The organism is Shouchella phoenicis, from assembly GCF_047238345.1.
In the GTDB taxonomy this organism is placed as follows: domain Bacteria; phylum Bacillota; class Bacilli; order Bacillales; family Bacillaceae_D; genus Shouchella.
In genome coordinates this window covers 2,426,390-2,441,923 of the sequence record NZ_JBDFMQ010000001.1, presented here as the reverse complement: position 1 = coordinate 2,441,923, position 15,534 = coordinate 2,426,390, and the positions used below count along the sequence as shown (strand labels likewise).

At 40.1% G+C, this 15,534-nt stretch carries 17 protein-coding genes; 9 read left to right on the top strand and 8 right to left on the bottom strand.

Going from position 1 to position 15,534, the window contains the following annotated elements; genetic code table 11:
* Positions 1-13: 13 nt before the first annotated feature.
* Positions 14-1,618, bottom strand: coding sequence for a peptide chain release factor 3 (locus ABC361_RS13145; RefSeq protein ID WP_413074377.1), 1,605 nt, complete (start codon positions 1,616-1,618; stop codon positions 14-16).
* A gap of 148 nt (positions 1,619-1,766) precedes the next feature.
* On the opposite strand from ABC361_RS13145, the gene ABC361_RS13140 reads away from it, so the two are divergent.
* The 4 genes from ABC361_RS13140 to fabF all read left to right on the top strand — a co-directional run bounded on the left by ABC361_RS13140 (position 1,767) and on the right by fabF (position 4,596).
* Positions 1,767-1,955 carry a ComZ family protein gene (locus ABC361_RS13140; protein ID WP_413074376.1) on the top strand — a complete coding sequence of 63 codons (189 nt, stop codon included), beginning with the start codon at positions 1,767-1,769 and terminating at the stop codon, positions 1,953-1,955.
* The gene (locus ABC361_RS13135; RefSeq protein ID WP_413074375.1) at positions 1,952-2,266 is read left to right on the top strand and encodes a hypothetical protein; all 315 of its coding nucleotides are present in this window, start codon (positions 1,952-1,954) and stop codon (positions 2,264-2,266) included. Before ABC361_RS13140 ends, ABC361_RS13135 begins: the two co-directional genes overlap by 4 nt.
* 110 nt (positions 2,267-2,376) lie before the next feature.
* A complete protein-coding gene (locus ABC361_RS13130; protein ID WP_413074374.1) occupies positions 2,377-3,312 on the top strand; it encodes a beta-ketoacyl-ACP synthase III in 936 nt (311 codons plus the stop codon).
* A gap of 42 nt (positions 3,313-3,354) precedes the next feature.
* Positions 3,355-4,596, top strand: a complete 1,242-nt coding sequence (gene fabF, locus ABC361_RS13125) for a beta-ketoacyl-ACP synthase II (RefSeq protein ID WP_413074373.1) — start codon at positions 3,355-3,357, stop codon at positions 4,594-4,596.
* A 17-nt stretch (positions 4,597-4,613) separates the two neighbouring features.
* On the opposite strand, the gene ABC361_RS13120 is transcribed toward fabF, so the two are convergent.
* The 3 genes from ABC361_RS13120 to ABC361_RS13110 form a co-directional block, all read right to left on the bottom strand.
* A complete protein-coding gene (locus tag ABC361_RS13120; RefSeq protein ID WP_413074372.1) occupies positions 4,614-7,079 on the bottom strand; it encodes a CBS domain-containing protein in 2,466 nt (821 codons plus the stop codon).
* A gap of 73 nt (positions 7,080-7,152) precedes the next feature.
* Complete coding sequence (locus ABC361_RS13115) at positions 7,153-7,569, bottom strand: hypothetical protein (protein ID WP_413074371.1); 417 nt, start codon at positions 7,567-7,569, stop codon at positions 7,153-7,155.
* A gap of 81 nt (positions 7,570-7,650) precedes the next feature.
* Positions 7,651-8,244, bottom strand: a complete 594-nt coding sequence (locus ABC361_RS13110) for a cell wall hydrolase (RefSeq protein WP_413074370.1) — start codon at positions 8,242-8,244, stop codon at positions 7,651-7,653.
* Positions 8,245-8,841: 597 nt separating this feature from the next.
* Here ABC361_RS13110 and ABC361_RS13105 point away from each other — a divergent pair.
* Positions 8,842-9,495: a CAP domain-containing protein gene (locus ABC361_RS13105; protein ID WP_413074369.1), complete on the top strand. Its 654-nt coding sequence runs from the start codon at positions 8,842-8,844 to the stop codon at positions 9,493-9,495.
* A 105-nt stretch (positions 9,496-9,600) separates the two neighbouring features.
* Here the strand turns inward: ABC361_RS13105 and coaA are convergent, their stop codons facing one another.
* On the bottom strand, positions 9,601-10,551 hold the full coding sequence (gene coaA, locus ABC361_RS13100) for a type I pantothenate kinase (protein ID WP_413074368.1): 951 nt from the start codon (positions 10,549-10,551) through the stop codon (positions 9,601-9,603).
* Positions 10,552-10,720: 169 nt separating this feature from the next.
* On the opposite strand from coaA, the gene ABC361_RS13095 reads away from it, so the two are divergent.
* From ABC361_RS13095 to ABC361_RS13085, 3 genes are all read left to right on the top strand, one after another.
* Positions 10,721-11,560 carry a DUF2268 domain-containing putative Zn-dependent protease gene (locus ABC361_RS13095; RefSeq protein WP_413074367.1) on the top strand — a complete coding sequence of 280 codons (840 nt, stop codon included), beginning with the start codon at positions 10,721-10,723 and terminating at the stop codon, positions 11,558-11,560.
* A gap of 42 nt (positions 11,561-11,602) precedes the next feature.
* Complete coding sequence (locus tag ABC361_RS13090; protein ID WP_413074366.1) at positions 11,603-12,349, top strand: DUF3603 family protein; 747 nt, start codon at positions 11,603-11,605, stop codon at positions 12,347-12,349.
* 287 nt (positions 12,350-12,636) lie between these two features.
* The gene (locus ABC361_RS13085; RefSeq protein WP_413074365.1) at positions 12,637-13,128 is read left to right on the top strand and encodes a MarR family winged helix-turn-helix transcriptional regulator; all 492 of its coding nucleotides are present in this window, start codon (positions 12,637-12,639) and stop codon (positions 13,126-13,128) included.
* 20 nt (positions 13,129-13,148) lie between these two features.
* Here the strand turns inward: ABC361_RS13085 and trpS are convergent, their stop codons facing one another.
* Together trpS and ABC361_RS13075 are read right to left on the bottom strand one after the other, a co-directional pair.
* On the bottom strand, positions 13,149-14,138 hold the full coding sequence (trpS, locus tag ABC361_RS13080) for a tryptophan--tRNA ligase (RefSeq protein ID WP_413074364.1): 990 nt from the start codon (positions 14,136-14,138) through the stop codon (positions 13,149-13,151).
* Positions 14,139-14,200: 62 nt separating this feature from the next.
* Positions 14,201-14,380, bottom strand: a complete 180-nt coding sequence (locus ABC361_RS13075; RefSeq protein ID WP_413074363.1) for a hypothetical protein — start codon at positions 14,378-14,380, stop codon at positions 14,201-14,203.
* A gap of 32 nt (positions 14,381-14,412) precedes the next feature.
* On the opposite strand from ABC361_RS13075, the gene ABC361_RS13070 reads away from it, so the two are divergent.
* Entirely contained in the window at positions 14,413-14,937 is a 525-nt protein-coding gene (locus tag ABC361_RS13070; protein ID WP_413074362.1) for a TlpA family protein disulfide reductase, read from the top strand.
* Here ABC361_RS13070 and ABC361_RS13065 read toward each other — a convergent pair.
* A complete protein-coding gene (locus ABC361_RS13065) occupies positions 14,934-15,458 on the bottom strand; it encodes an HD domain-containing protein (RefSeq protein ID WP_413074361.1) in 525 nt (174 codons plus the stop codon). The two genes, ABC361_RS13070 and ABC361_RS13065, sit on opposite strands and share 4 nt — an antisense overlap.
* Positions 15,459-15,534: the final 76 nt, after the last annotated feature.

Genomic DNA, 15,534 nt, shown 5'->3' with positions numbered 1-15,534 from the left:
GTTTTTTTTGTACTTATTCAACCGTTTTCTTATAAAAAGAGTTTTCGTAGAACATTAAGTTCGGGTATTTTTCTTTTGCTGTTCGCATTTGAAATTCATTTTCAAATAAAGCAACAATCCGACCTTCTTTATCGATGACGAGATTACGCTGTTTGTCTTTAAAGAGATTCATGTCTTTTTCTTCTCCGTCAATCCATCGTGCAAAAGAGAATGGTTGACGATCCATTTGAATGTCGACATGATATTCACTTTTTAAGCGATGTTCAAGCACTTCGAACTGGAGGACGCCGACTACGCCAACAATTTGTTGTTCAATATATTTATTATAGGTGCGAAATAGCTGAATGGCGCCTTCTTCTGTTAATTGTTGCAAGCCTTTTTCATAAGACTTGTGCTTTAGTGCCTCTTTAACGGTAATTGCCGAAAAATGTTCTGGTGAGAAGTGAGGCATCTCACTAAACTCGAACGATTCTCCCTCAACGAGTGTATCACCAATTCGAAAATGACCAGGATCAAACAAGCCGATAATGTCACCAGCGTATGCTTCATCAATAATGCTACGGCTTTGAGCCAAGAATTGAGTCGGTTGAGAAAGCTTCAGTGGTTTATTTGTTCTTACATGTTTAACGGCCATCCCTCGCTTAAATGTACCAGATGTAATCCGTAAAAAAGCAACGCGATCTCGGTGCTTTGCATTCATATTCGCCTGTACTTTAAAAATGAAGCCTGAAAACTGTTCGCGTTCCATCGGATCAATAGTTCCAATAGAGCTGTCTCGTGGACTTGGCGCAGGTGACAGATTTAAAAAGTGGTCAAGGTATGTTTGAACACCAAAGCTTGAAATCGCCGAGCCAAAAAAGATCGGTGTTAGTTCACCACTGTTAATTTTGTCGAGATCATAGTCATCCCCTGCAACATCTAGTAGTTCCAGTTCTTCACGAAATTGTTGGACAAGCTCTTGGTCTCCAACAACTTCATCAATTTTAGGATCATCGGGACCGGTGACGGAGATAATATCAATGTCTTTTGGATTGTTCGGGTTAAAAAGCTCTAATCGTTTATTGATGCGATCATATACCGCTTTGAATGATTGCCCCATGCCAATTGGCCATCCCATTGGAAACGAGCGAATCCCTAATAGGTTTTCAAGCTCTTCCATCAGTTCAAATGGGTCTCTCCCTTGACGGTCAAGCTTATTAATGAATGTGAAGATAGGGATTCCGCGAAGCTTACAAACTTTAAATAACTTCTTTGTTTGTGCCTCGACCCCTTTTGCTGCGTCGATTAACATTGTCGCAGAGTCAGCTGCCGTTAGTGTTCGGTACGTATCTTCTGAGAAGTCTTCGTGACCAGGCGTATCTAAAATGTTAACGTGATAGCCATCATACAAAAATTCGAGCACAGAGCTTGTGACGGAAATGCCACGTTGTTTCTCAATTTCCATCCAGTCACTTGTAGCGTGCTTGGCATTTTTTCTACCTTTAACCGTTCCTGCTTCACGAATGGCTCCACCAAACAACAAAAGCTTTTCAGTAAGCGTTGTTTTCCCTGCATCAGGGTGGGAGATAATCGCAAAGGTTCGTCTTGAATTAATTTTATCTGTTAATGTTCCGTTCATGTTCATCCTCATTTCCAAACGTCGATTTCCCTATTATAACAAGTTTTTCTTTGTGTTTCACTTTCCTTTTTGAATTAGGGTCAATTCACTTGATTATAAAAAACCAATCAGTTACGTTAATAAAGATATGAAGGAGGTTTTTAACAAAATGACTGAGCAAGAAAAAAACATGGCATTTATGCAAATTGCAATGAAATACGTACCTGAAGCGAAAGAAATGTTAGAAGCAAAGGGGATCGAATTAGGTTTCGATGATCTTCAGCCGATGTTAGCTTTGTTTACAAAAGTAATGAACGAAGCATATGAATTAGGTCAAAAGGATGAGGAACAAAAATGACACAACAGCCGTTAACGACATTTATGAAACCGGTCCAAGAAGGGATTGGCTACATAAAAGATGGTCACTATGAACAAGGGCTAGAGAAAATGGAGCCCTTTATTAAGATGATGGAAGAAGCGAAAACGTTACCGATTCAAATTTTTTACTACTATGCAGTAGCCCAGTTCAAATCAGGAGACGTTGAAGGTTTTATGTCCACATACGAGTTAATGAAGATGCAAGAAGCTGCAAATGGAGCAGAAGAAAAGATGAAGGCTGATTTAGATGCTTGGTTTGAGGCACTGCTGAACGGATTAAACGAACAATAAAAAAGGGTTCGTCCGATGAAAAGCGAAATAGTACTAGACAGTTTCTCAAATTGTTTGCTAATATTAGTATCAGGTACTAATTTCTGTTTGATATGGAAGGGGATTCATCCATGGCAAAAGCAGGCTTACTCGGTATGGGACGCTATGTTCCTGAAAAAGTAGTCACAAATAAAGATTTCGAAGCATTTTTAGAAACATCTGATGAATGGATTCGTTCACGCACAGGAATTGAAGAAAGACGTTTTGCTGAAGATGTAGAAACGTCAGAAATGGCATTTCAATCTGCTTTAAAAGCGCTTGAGTCGGCGCAAGTAGAGGCTGAAGATATTGATTTAATTTTAGTTGCAACGGTGACACCGGATATGCCGTTCCCTAGTGTCTCCTCAATGATTCAACATCGATTAGGGGCAAAAAAAGCAGCAGCAATGGACATAAGTGCTGCCTGTGCTGGGTTCATCTACGGGATCGCCACGGCGCAACAATTTATTGAAACAGAAGCTTACACCAATGTTCTTGTCATTGGCGTGGAAAAACTAACAAAAGTGACAGATATAAATGACCGAAATACAGCTGTTTTATTCGGAGATGGCGCGGGTGCTTGTGTGGTTGGGCCAGTTTCTGAAGACCGCGGAATTTTGGCGTTTGATTTAGGGTCGGATGGATCAGGCGGCATGCATATTAATCAAAAGAATGAATTTATTGAAATGAATGGTCGAGAAGTGTTTAAATTTGCAGTTCGCCAAATGGGAGACGCCTCTATTCGAGCGTTAACAAAAGCGGGCTTAACCAAGGAGGATGTGGATTTTCTTGTTCCTCATCAAGCAAATATACGCATTATGGAAGCTTCTCGTGAACGACTTGAATTACCGAAAGAAAAAATGTCGGTAACCGTCAATAAATATGGAAACACCTCTTCTGCTTCCATTCCGATGGCGATGGTTGAAGAGATCGAAGCCGGGAAAATTAAAGATGGAGATTTGCTAGTCCTTGTTGGATTTGGCGCTGGTCTTGTTTGGGGTTCAGTTGCTTTACGCTGGGGCCGATAAACGAAAATTGGGAAGTAGAACGAATTAAAGGAGCGAACTATAGTGGAAAAACGACGAGTGGTTGTAACAGGGATCGGTGCTGTTACACCTTTAGGACTTCATGCAGCAAGCTCTTGGGAAGCCGCTATTGCAGGCAAATCAGGAATCGGGTATTTAACACGAATTGATGCAGATTCGTATCCAATGAAAGTGGCTGCCGAAATTAATGATTTCGATCCAGCCGATTTTATGGATAAGAAAGAAGCTAGGCGAATGGATCGATTCACACAGTTTGCTGTTGCATCAGCAAAGCAAGCGTTAGAAGACTCTGGCTTAGAGATTACAGAGGACAATGCAGCACGTGTTGGCGTATGGATTGGTTCAGGAATCGGTGGAATGGAAACCTATGAAAATCAATTTCGTACGTTGCTTGAAAAAGGGCCAAGACGCGTTAGTCCGTTTTTTGTACCAATGATGATTCCAGACATGGCGAGCGGCCAAGTGTCCATTTTCACAGGTGCAAAAGGGCCAAATTCTTGTTCTGTAACAGCGTGTGCATCAGGAGCGAATTCAATTGGGGATGCGTTTAAAACGATTCAACGTGGCGATGCAGATGCAATGATTGCTGGAGGAAGTGAAGCACCTATTACAAATATGGCTGTTGCAGGTTTTTCTTCAGCGAAGGCTATTACGACCACAGATAACCCGGAGAAAGCATCACGCCCGTTTGATGTTAACCGTAGTGGATTTGTAATGGGAGAAGGAGCTGGCATCTTAATTCTAGAAAGCCTTGAGTCTGCAAAAGCTCGTGGCGCGAAGATTTATGCGGAAATTGTTGGCTATGGTTCTACAGGAGATGCTCACCATATGACTGCGCCTGCTCCAGATGGAGAAGGTGGCGCTCGTGCAATGGCAGCAGCGATTGCAGATGCAGGATTGAAAAATGAAGAGATTAGCTACATTAATGCTCATGGTACGAGCACTGATTTAAATGACCCGTTTGAAACACAAGCGATTAAATCGGTTTTAGGTGATTATGCGTATGATGTTGCGATTAGTTCAACAAAATCGATGACAGGCCATTTATTAGGAGCGGCAGGGGCAGTTGAAGCTATTTTCTCTGTGAAAGCAATTGAAGAGGGAATTGTGCCACCTACCATTAACCTTGAAGAGCCAGATCCAGAGTGTGATTTGGATTATGTGCCAAATGAGGCACGAAAGATGGATGTTCAAGCGGTTTTAAGCAATTCATTAGGCTTCGGTGGTCATAATACGTCATTAGTATTTAAACGATTTGCCGAGTAAGAAAAACCAGTATGAGACTAGTGCTCATACTGGTTTTTTTGATGTGTGATCCAGCGCAACGCTTCTTCTTTTGTGCTGAATTTGTGGAGTAGTTGCTGTTTCTCAATTTCAAACAGCAAACGAGAAAATTGTTGACCAGGTTCAAAGCCAGCCGTAATCAAATCACTTCCTGTGACAAGCGGTAGGAGCTGTTTACGCTCTTCTACGTAATGCAGGAGTGAGGGGTTTTCAACACTTGGCAACGAGGCAATAAAAAGAACGGCTTCATCTTCTACTGTCGAGAGGGCATCATGGAGCGTAAGGAGTGATGTAAGATGCTTAGCATTCTCGACTTTTAGACTATCGTTTAATAATTTTCTTTGCCTCTTTGTCAGCGCAAAGGGCTCCATTTTGTTTACGTAATGTCCGTGCGGCTCGTATGAAATAGCGATTAACGATAAAAAGAGAACATCGTTAAGTTCTAAATCAAACAACGTTTTAATATGTGTCAGCTTTGAGGAGTTAAGCCCATTACCAAGAAGGAGTACCCACACATTAAAATGATCAAGTGTCTTAAATTGATCAGGGAATTGCTTTTCTTGTAACATAAGCTCAAGTTCGTGGTACAGGCGTTGTTTGCTAATATGCAATAAAGCATCGTTCATGTTTGTAGCTTGTTTCATGGTGTCGTGATCAAAATGAAACCCGAGTCTTGTGGCAAGTCGAACGGCGCGAAAAAGTCGGGTCGGATCTTCAATAAAGCTTAATGGATGTAAAATCGTGATTTCGTTATTGACTATTTGATCACGACCTTTAAATGGGTCAACAATTTTGCCGAAATGTGAAGAATTAAGCTGGACGGCAATGGCGTTAATCGAAAAATCGCGTCGAGCTAAATCCTCTTTTATAGATCCTGCACGTACTTCTGGAAGAGCTCCTACTCGTTTATAAAACTCTTTTCTTGCTGTAACAAGATCAATTTCATATTCATGAAACCACGTTGCAGTTAAGAACGATTCATGACTACGTATGTGACCACCAAATGCATCTACAAGTGATTCAGCAAATTCAATTGCATTTCCTTCTATAACAAAGTCAATATCTTTAAACGGTCGCTGTAAAATAAAGTCGCGAATAATCCCGCCGACTAAATAAATTGAAACGCCTTTTTCATCAGCGAACTGACCCATTTTTTGAAGGAATGAAAAGCGTTCTTTTCCAAAGTAATGAGCAAGATCGGAAGAAGAATAGGACTCACTTACGAATTGTTGACTGTGAATGATGTCACTTCGTGTAATGATGCCGATGACTTGTTGGTTCGTGTCGATCACTGGAATCCGACCAATTTGATGATCAATCAATAGTTGTTTGGTGCGTTCAATCGACTCTGTTGCTTCAACAGATATGACTTTTTTTGTCATGTATGAGGAAAGAAGCTTTTCTCCCAGATGGAATTGCTCCGCTTTATGTAAATCTTGTTTTGTCATAATCCCTGAAAGTTGGCCATGCTCATTTACAATGGGAAAACCGGTATGATGATTGTGGCAATTGGCAGCGATCGTTTCCGTGATTGTTGAATGTTCTGAGTACGTGTGGACGGGCCATGACATGATTGACGAAACAGGATTTTGAATGCGAATCGTGTCTTCAAGTGCTTGTCGCACAAGTGGTAAGGCTTCTTGTAATCCCTGATGTCGACAAATAGCAGAAGCGGCGTAAGGGTGACCATTTCCACCTAATTGTTTAGCTAGAGTTTGAACAGGTACATCGCTACTGTTTGCTCTCGCAATGACATAGGTATGCTTGTGTAATTGGCATAAAACAATCGTGGCATCTGGCGCAAACAGACGGTGAATTTCCTCTGCCACAACAGATATATCAGGTATATAAGTGTCGGAAACACATGTTGTAAGGACGACCGTTTTCCCTTGGACTGTTTCAAACGTAACATTTTCATAGAGGGGATCGAAAAGTGGATGCTCTCCAGCTGATGTACGTAAAAATTCACTTATTAGCTTTAGGTCCATTTTGTTTGTTAATAAAAAAGCAGCGGCATTAAGGTCGTTAATCGTTACAGTATCATTTGTTAACAAGTTTGTATCACTATATAGGCCAAGCCCAAACAGGGTTGCCTCAAGCGCTGATAAGGAAATTCCCTGTTCTTCTAATTGATTCACAAGTAGCGTAATGTTTGCGCCTGTTTCCCCTGTATGATGGTGATCAATGGTTTTGCTAGGAATGGTTTTATTTTGTAAATAATCGGTGATCCCAGCCCGCTCAGGAGTGGAGCAATCAACATATGTAATGTGCGTAACGTGATCCCAGCTCATTTCTTCATAGCTATGCCAGGTAAATGCATCTGCATAAAGGTGTAAAAATTGTTTAACGCGCCCGCCTAGTTGCGGAGAGAGGCAAACGTTGGCTTCTGATTGCAATTTCTGTGTAGCAAATAGGGAGGCGAGACCGTCAAAGTCAAGGTTTGTATGGCTAACAATAATCTGCACACCAAAACTCCTTTCTCATTGATTTGTCATTAGTATAACAAAAAAACAACAGCTTTAGCCGTTGTTTGCTTGTTTATCGATATACGTCAAGAACGATTCCTTGGCGCATATAGGATGATAATAAAGATTTCTTACTCGACTGGCGAAGATGTTGAGAAAGTGCTTCTACATCTTCATTAGAGCCACTTTGATGGGACAGGGCATGAATAGACGGAGCAATGGATTGATATAGTTGACGGAAAAAATAGTGTGTTTTTAAAAAATGTAACGGTTGTTCAGCAGGAGGGTGGGATTGCTTGGATGCGATTTTCTCATCTTGCTTATGATACGCAAAGCCGTAACTATAAATCTCGTTTTCAGAGATATAACGTCCTGTAGCCAATGTAGGGACAGCGTGCCGAATACGTTCAACCGAATCAACTGATTGGGGATTTGAACGGCTGTGAATGGCTGAAGCGACCATGCGGTCATAGCGAGCGTTACGTTCCAATGTCATCACCTCTTTTTTATCCATACCCATATCTATGAAAAAAACACATTGCCTTTGCGGACAATGTGTTCGTTGGAGCATTTATTTTGCAAAAATATGATTGCCGATCACAATGGTCTGTTCTCTTGTTGCGACCCAATCGCTTGTAGCTGTAACCGGGTTATAGAAATAAATGGACTGTTGGCCTAGGCCGCGATGCGTAATGGCTTCATTGACAGCTTGGCGAGATTCTTGATCCGCATCGTTATGAATTGCCCCGTCTAATACAGGTGAAAAAGCATAATGACCAGAAGGGGTCACTTGATAGATAACATCGTACATGGTATCTGGATAATCTTCGTGGTCCAAACGATTTAATAGAACGGTCGCAACGGCTACTTTTCCTTCGTAGGACTCGCCTCTTGCTTCTGCAAATACGAGCTGAGCCATTAAGTCACGATCCGCTGCCGTAATAGCTGTTGGGATGGCTAATGAAGTACCAGCTTCCAGTTGATCAGAGGCTAAGTGGTTCAAACGTTGGATGGATGCTTCCGATACTCCATAACGCTCACTAATGGTATATAACGATTCACCTGTTTGTACAGGGTGCTTTAAGGTCTTACTTTCTGTAACAGCTGTTGAAAACAAACTAAAACCAAATAGTGCAACGAATGAAAGAGTTATTCTTTTAATCATAACGTGATTCACTCCTAATAAAAGTTTTATTTAATAAAAGCACGTGAATGAATTTCATCATAGGTAGTAATCGTTATTTTGCGAATGTGACATTCTTCTTATTAAATGGTGACGACCCCTACGGGAACAGCGCGTGTCCGAAGACAATGGAGCAGTTTTCGCGTAATGGCTGAGGCCGTGCCCGAGGAAAGCGTTCGCCAATTTTAAAAAGGGTACGCCTTTTTTCGCATCAATTTGAAGGTATGAAATTGACTCACGTGACTACTTTAACAAAAAAAGATGAGGAGAAAACTAGGAATGATTTCCAAACTCTCTAGAAGTCGATACAGACAACGTTCATCCAATTATGACAACGATGTAACAGATAAAACAAAGATTACATCTTCGTAACAAAAGTTGCTTATTTTCCAGTTGATATTGCTTAAGCGCTAATTGTTGAAGCTCTTTAAAACGTGCGCCAGCCGAATGTTACATACCATTGTAATATGGGTATGGAAGATAATTTTTCCATCGTTTATCAAAAAAAGCTATGCTAGGATTGCCATGTGCTCAAGACGTTGGGCAAAAAAAAGAACATTTTCTTAGGAGGAAACCGGAATGAAGAAACTTGCGATTACAACATTTGTGGCAACACTAGCCTTAGGGTTTACTCAGGTTGATCAAGCAGAGGCATCATCTGGTCATCAATATAAAGGAACACCAATTCAATGGAGTAGTGACTGTTTTGCGATTGATCAAAATGGTTATGGCGAATGGCAGCAGCCAGGAAACGGTCAGGTAGAAGAAGTACCAGAAGCACCTGTAGAAGAACCAATCGTTGAAGAAGAGGAAGAAGCAGCTGAAACAGAAGAGGTTGCAGATTCTGGAGACGTTAGTGCAGAAGAGCAGCAGATGGTTGATTTAGTGAACTCAGAACGTGCTCAAAATGGACTTGAACCACTTGAAATTGATGAAGAACTAACAGAAGTTGCGCGCGTGAAAGCACAAGATATGATTGATAACAATTACTTTGCTCACGAATCACCAACATACGGTTCACCGTTTCAAATGATGGATCACTTTGGTATTACATACCAAACGGCAGGTGAAAATTTAGCGGGAAATCAAACAGTAGATAGCGCTCACACATCTCTTATGAACTCTCAAGGACATAGAGAGAATATTTTGAGTAGTAACTATTCTGAAGTGGGGATTGGCATCGTAGATGGTGGACCTTACGGAAAAATGTTTGTTCAATTATTCAAAGGATAATTGATTAGATGACGCTCCATTCCTCAACTAGTCTTAAGGGCTAGTTGAGTTTTTTTTGTAGAAAAAGCCCCAAGAAGTCCTGTCTTGAGGCAGCCGAACGGGCTATTATTTACGTAATTGAATTTGCTCCACGCGATGTTCTTTCCCTTTTGTCAAAATTAAATCTGCACGTAGCCTAGTTGGTTTAATGTTCTTATCTAAATTGACACCGTTAATGGACTGCCAGATTGATTTTGCCATCTCTGTAGCCTCTACATCGCTTAAATCTTTATAACGGTGAAAATAAGAGCTAGGGTCTTGAAAGGCTGTATTCCGTAGTAAATGAAATCGTTCCACGTACCATGAGATAATATCTTCTTCATCGGCGTCAACATAAATGCTGTAGTCGAAGAAATCTGAAACGAATAAAGGTGGCATGCGTTTTCCTTTTCGATTTACTTGTAGCACATTAATGCCTTCTACAATGACAACGTCTGGTTGCTCGATTTTTTGAGTTTGATCGGATTCAATGTTGTACGTCAAGTGAGAATACACAGGTGCCTCTACCTCTTTTACACCAGATTTAAGCTCAGTAAGAAATGAAATTAAACGGCGAATATCGTAACTTTCTGGAAATCCTTTTCGTTTCATCAAACCTCGTTCTTCTAACACTTCGTTAGGATATAAGAATCCATCTGTTGTAACAAGCGAGACTTTTGGTTGATTTGGCCAACGTTCTGCAAGTGTTTGAATTAACCGAGCGGTTGTGCTTTTTCCTACAGATACGCTACCTGCAATACCAATAATAAAAGGCACGCGCGTCCGGCTTCGCTGGAGAAATTTATTCATATCTTGATGTAATTGAACATTGTGATACATACGTTTATAAAGCAATTCTGATAATGGTAAATACACATCATTAACTTCTGAGGAAGAAATGGTTTCATAAATACCTTCAATGTTTTTTCTTTCTTGTTCTGTTAACGTTGCATTCAAGCCTTTATTTAAAGAAGCCCACTCTTTGCGGGGAAGGGAAGTAAATGCATCTAACGTTTTTGTCAGCTCATCCGTTGTCATATGGATCTCCTTTACGACAGTTCTATACGTGTGTGTAACAGAAGCGTAGCACGGTAGCACGCGATAATCAAGATTGGTGTCTTCCTCGCATAGTGTAAATGAAAGCGCACTTTTTTATGCGAAGGGCATTTAATCACAATGGAAAACAAGTTTAAATAAGGAGGAGAAGATGGCTGTTATTCGAACAAATAAATGGATTCAATTATTTCTAAAGCATGCAGATTCAAAACGTGAGCTAGAATCTACTTATTTACGATTATTTGTTAATCCATTACAACCTCTTTTTCAATTTCAAAACGATGAACAACTAGCCGCTTATTTGCAAAAGGTTGGCCTGTTTACAGTAAAAGATATGGAGCAGTTAACAGCATTTATTGACCATGATTACTGGTCAATCTTGCAAGCGCAATTTCTGGAATTAAAACAAGCATGGAATGGGCCAAATGTGCCAGTTTACGTACTCATGGCGAATCAGTCACTGGAACGTAGACAAGAAGATGTAAGAGGGATGATGGGATTAAGTTTTGAGAATGGAATTTTGCTACTCATACCAAAGTCAATTGAACTCAATCGTTTACGTGCGCTTTTAACCCATGAATATCATCACGTTTGTCGCCTTTACCATACGAAGGAATCAGAACAATCAATTACGCTTTTAGAATCAATGGTAATGGAAGGGTTGGCTGAACTAGCAGTGAAGGAATATGTTGGCGAATCAAGTATGGCTCCTTGGGCGCATAAGCAAAAGAGCGATTGGAAAATGTTGTGGAATCAATATTTAAGCGAAAAAACTCTTGCCATTAAAGGGAGAAAAGAACATAAAGATTTTCTTTATGGAAGTCGTAAAAAAAGAATTCCCTATATGATGGGCTATACCCTCGGCTACTGCCTTTGTCAACAAGCAGCGTCGCAGTTAGGTGAGAAATCCGTCGCGCTATTAACGACTCCTGCAGATAAAATCTATCGATATGGATATTTAGAAAATGGGTTTAAGAACAATGAGCCATGACCATACTGATTCCAAGAGCAACCTAGCAGGGAGGAATAGAGTATGGTAATGATGCGAGATGTATGGGTAAATTGGTTTGAAGGCGAAGAAAATGGCTATAACGTCTGTGAGTTTCATGAATGGAGAAGTGAAGATCGTGTTGAGGTTTTAGACCAAGTGAAATTAATTCGAGGCAGTGTGGATCTTTTCTCTTATATTGAAAATCAATTGCTTGATCTACCTCAAGATTTGTTAGATTCGGTTCATCAAAAAAGTTATTTACGTAAAAATATGTCGCGAATTCAATTGGATTATTGTTTTATTATATCTGATGGGACGAGAATTATAGCGGTTGACTCAATGGGCTACAAAACACCTATTCGAAAAAGTCGCCTAACTCCAAGGCAAGAACAACTGGTTTATGAAGCTCTTAACGATCAAGAAGTTGAATATTATGAAATTTTAACGCCGTTACCTGAAAAAGACTATCACATGCTTTCACTTAGTCCTAATGAGTTACAAGGACTTACTCGAAGTGAACGAAGTTTGAAGCAATTATTATTTACCGTGCTTGATCAGCTTTATACAACGGCTTCTGATGCAGAGTTAATTTACTGGTGTACGGAGTGGGATCCAAATGCGTACGAACAGTTGAAGAATAAATCCCGAGAAGATGTATGGGCATATTTAATAGCTGGTGTTGAAGCAGGTTGGTCACAAGACCATTACCAGTTATGTAAAGCGATGGTAAAAGGACATACGTTTTTTGAGAAGTTATGGGAGCTTGAACACCCAGAACGTGTAAAGTAAGGGTTTGTAAAAGCGTTTTATTTACATCAATTCGGCTTTCTCTTATAATAATAAGTAAAAAGGAGGGAAAGTCGTATGGATACAAATGATTTAGCTTACTTGATTATGCAAATCTTTACGGTCATTTTATTAGTAGGAACACTCGGTCTATCTTTTTTCGTTGGGAAAGTATTGAAAAAACAAAACGGCTATTAAGTGAAAAAAAAGGGTTCCATCTTAGGAAGCCTTTTTTTCATCACGAGCACTCATACATAATCTGAACGGTGTAACTAAAAGGATGTGGTGACTTGAAAAGTTCGCTTATAGAAGCCATGGATGTTTTTAAAGATGTATTTTTTTATGGCCATCAAATTATTGAAGAAGAACTGTCTCATGAATTTCGTGAGCTCTCACCTGAGCAGCTAGCTGTACTAATTATTATTGATATATCGGGGCCATTAACGTCAAAAGAGATTGCGGCTTTTCAAAGAACCCATAAAAGTGCAGTATCAAATCGATTAAAAAAGCTTCAGCAAAAACAATTAATTCAGTTCAAAGAGAGCGCGCACGATAGCCGGCTCAAATATGTTTCCTTTACAGAAGAAGGGGAAGCAAAAATGAAGGCTTATCAAGATGAAGTTCACGCATATTTCACAACGTTATTTTCGGACTTTGAAGCGCAAGAGATTGCTCAATTTTATCAATTAATGAATAAAATTCGCGATCGACTTCGCCACTATAGTTCCGTTAAGATCGCTGAAAATAAGCGTCTCCAGGAAAAAGAAAAAAGAACACGCTAAAAGGCGTGTTCTTTTTTATGTTATTTTCTTTTGCGACCAAGCCCCATCGCGTTTTCCGCTTTTTTCAGCGTTTTATTTGCTGTACGGGCCGCTTTTTCAGCGCCAGCATCTAGAATATCGTCAAGTTCGCTTGACTCAATCAGTTCATAATAGCGTTGTTGAACGGGTTCTAGTGTTTGAATAACGGCTTCCGCGAGGTCAGATTTAAATGGACCATAGCCAGAATGTTGATAACGATTTTCAAGTGTTTCAATGCTTTCATCTGTGCAAAGTGAAAAGATAGACAGCAAATTAGAAACAGCCGGCTTATTCTCTGGATCAAAACGGATAGTCCCATCAGAATCTGTAACCGCACTCTTCATTTTTTTCTCAATCGTTTTCGGGTCGTCCAAAAGAGAAATATAGCTCTTAGGCTGTGGGTTTGACTTGCTCATTTTTTTACTTGGATCATTAAGAGACATAATGCGAGCGCCGACTTTAGGGATTTGTACTTCTGGCACTTTAAAAACATCCAAGTATTTATTGTTGAAGCGTTCAGCAAGGTTACGTGCTAATTCTAAGTGTTGCTTCTGATCCTCGCCAACAGGGACAATATCGGTTTGATACAATAAGATGTCCGCCGCCATTAAAGGTGGGTATGTAAGTAAAGCCGAGGATACACCATCTTTGCCAGCGGATTTGTCTTTGAACTGTGTCATACGTTCCAACTCGCCAATATAAGAAAGGCACTGCATCATCCAACCTAATTGGGCGTGGGCTGGTACTTCTGATTGAATGAATAATGTTGATTTATCCGGATCAATGCCTGATGCGAGATAGAGTGCTGCGAGACTGCGAATTTGTTGACGTAATTTTAATCGATCTTGGGGCACTGTGATGGCATGTTGGTCAACAATGCAAAAATAACTATCATAGTCATACTGCATCGCTGAAAAATGTTTCAGTGCACCTAAATAATTTCCAAGCGTTAAAATACCGCTTGGCTGAATTCCGGAAAATACCGTTTGCATAACGTTCACTCCTGTTCATCTACTCCTAAATTATCCTAATTCAGAATACGCATAAATGCAAATTACTCCTCAAAGAATGATTCTTTTTGTTTTGATTTTTTCTTCCGCACGATAAACAAGCCAATATTAAGTGCGAGTAAAAGGGAAAACCATAAGAAGGAATAAGGTATATCTTGAAACAAGATGACAAATAGTAAAAAAGCAAGAACGGCAACAAACTGTAAAAGTTCTAAACCTTTCATAATCGTACTCCTAACTTTGAAAGAGGGATATCATGACGCTATCTAAATGGCTAGGCCAATGTTTATTCATTTGTGTACTATTACTGGCAACGACTGAAGTACTTGCCGCTACGAACGACGGAAGCGTTGAAGGTCCTTATATGGAGCAAACTTTACCTTCGTTTTCAGGCTCCACATTAACTGGCAATCCTATCGTTTATGAAAAGGGAACACATCATAAAACGGTCATTCATTTCTTTGCAACGTGGTGCTATCCATGTCAGGAAGAGATGCCAGCTATTGTTGCTCTTCACAATGTGCTTCAACAACAAGAAGGGAGTCAATTTATTCCCGTTAATTTAACAAGTTCCGAACGAAGTAAAAACGATATTGCGCCATTTTTACAACAGTACGAAGCTCAGTTTGACCCAGTCCTAGATCTTGATGGAACCTTGCAAAAACAGTTTCAAATTTTTGGCGTTCCAACAACGATTGTAGTTGATCAAAATGGAATCGTTACTCAACGAATCAATGGCCCAATAAACAAAGATGACTTTCAACTTATAAGCGAGGGTTAACCTAGCTGTTTTTTTAAGACTGCATCCACTTGAACATCTAGCTCTACAAGCAGCTGACGTGCGCGCTTCATATCAATCGTACGATAATGATGATCTCCACCAGGCTCCTCATCTAATGTGTCTGCTTTTGCGACAATATTTTGTAGCGGTGTAAGAGAGAGGTCGTGAGATGGAAGGTAAGAATCTGTATGAAGTAAAATCGCGACAGCAATTTCCTTCGCTTTTCTAGGGTGTTCCCCTAGTCGAATCAGTAGTTTGTGCGCTCGTTCTGCGCCTTTTATGGGGTGAATGTCGAACGCTTTGTACAAACTATAATCCCATTTTCCGTTTTTATACCACATATAATGACCAATGTCGTGCAAAAAGGCGGCTTTTGTAGCTAAGTCAACGTCTACTTTATGGTCAATCGCTAGCGCATAGCCATGGTAAGCAACACGAATGGCATGCGCCATACCGGAACGGTTAATGTATTTTTGTGTAATATGATGATCAAACACTTGTGTTAATGTAACATCTCTCATATTTTCACTCCTTCTATGCAATATGCAGTTTTAATTACCTATGCTATAATGGTTTAAAGCGTTTGTAAAGGAGAGG

What these genes read in the sequence shown, in the direction of transcription:
- ABC361_RS13070 (WP_413074362.1), top strand. Translation starts at nt 14,413, where the DNA reads ATGACGCTATCTAAATGGCTAGGCCAATGTTTATTCATTTGTGTACTA.
- ABC361_RS13145 (WP_413074377.1), bottom strand. Translation starts at nt 1,618, where the DNA reads ATGAACGGAACATTAACAGATAAAATTAATTCAAGACGAACCTTTGCG.
- ABC361_RS13095 (WP_413074367.1), top strand. Translation starts at nt 10,721, where the DNA reads ATGGCTGTTATTCGAACAAATAAATGGATTCAATTATTTCTAAAGCAT.
- trpS (WP_413074364.1), bottom strand. Translation starts at nt 14,138, where the DNA reads ATGCAAACGGTATTTTCCGGAATTCAGCCAAGCGGTATTTTAACGCTT.
- ABC361_RS13090 (WP_413074366.1), top strand. Translation starts at nt 11,603, where the DNA reads ATGGTAATGATGCGAGATGTATGGGTAAATTGGTTTGAAGGCGAAGAA.
- ABC361_RS13140 (WP_413074376.1), top strand. Translation starts at nt 1,767, where the DNA reads ATGACTGAGCAAGAAAAAAACATGGCATTTATGCAAATTGCAATGAAA.
- ABC361_RS13110 (WP_413074370.1), bottom strand. Translation starts at nt 8,244, where the DNA reads ATGATTAAAAGAATAACTCTTTCATTCGTTGCACTATTTGGTTTTAGT.
- ABC361_RS13135 (WP_413074375.1), top strand. Translation starts at nt 1,952, where the DNA reads ATGACACAACAGCCGTTAACGACATTTATGAAACCGGTCCAAGAAGGG.
- ABC361_RS13105 (WP_413074369.1), top strand. Translation starts at nt 8,842, where the DNA reads ATGAAGAAACTTGCGATTACAACATTTGTGGCAACACTAGCCTTAGGG.
- coaA (WP_413074368.1), bottom strand. Translation starts at nt 10,551, where the DNA reads ATGACAACGGATGAGCTGACAAAAACGTTAGATGCATTTACTTCCCTT.
- ABC361_RS13130 (WP_413074374.1), top strand. Translation starts at nt 2,377, where the DNA reads ATGGCAAAAGCAGGCTTACTCGGTATGGGACGCTATGTTCCTGAAAAA.
- ABC361_RS13065 (WP_413074361.1), bottom strand. Translation starts at nt 15,458, where the DNA reads ATGAGAGATGTTACATTAACACAAGTGTTTGATCATCATATTACACAA.
- ABC361_RS13075 (WP_413074363.1), bottom strand. Translation starts at nt 14,380, where the DNA reads ATGAAAGGTTTAGAACTTTTACAGTTTGTTGCCGTTCTTGCTTTTTTA.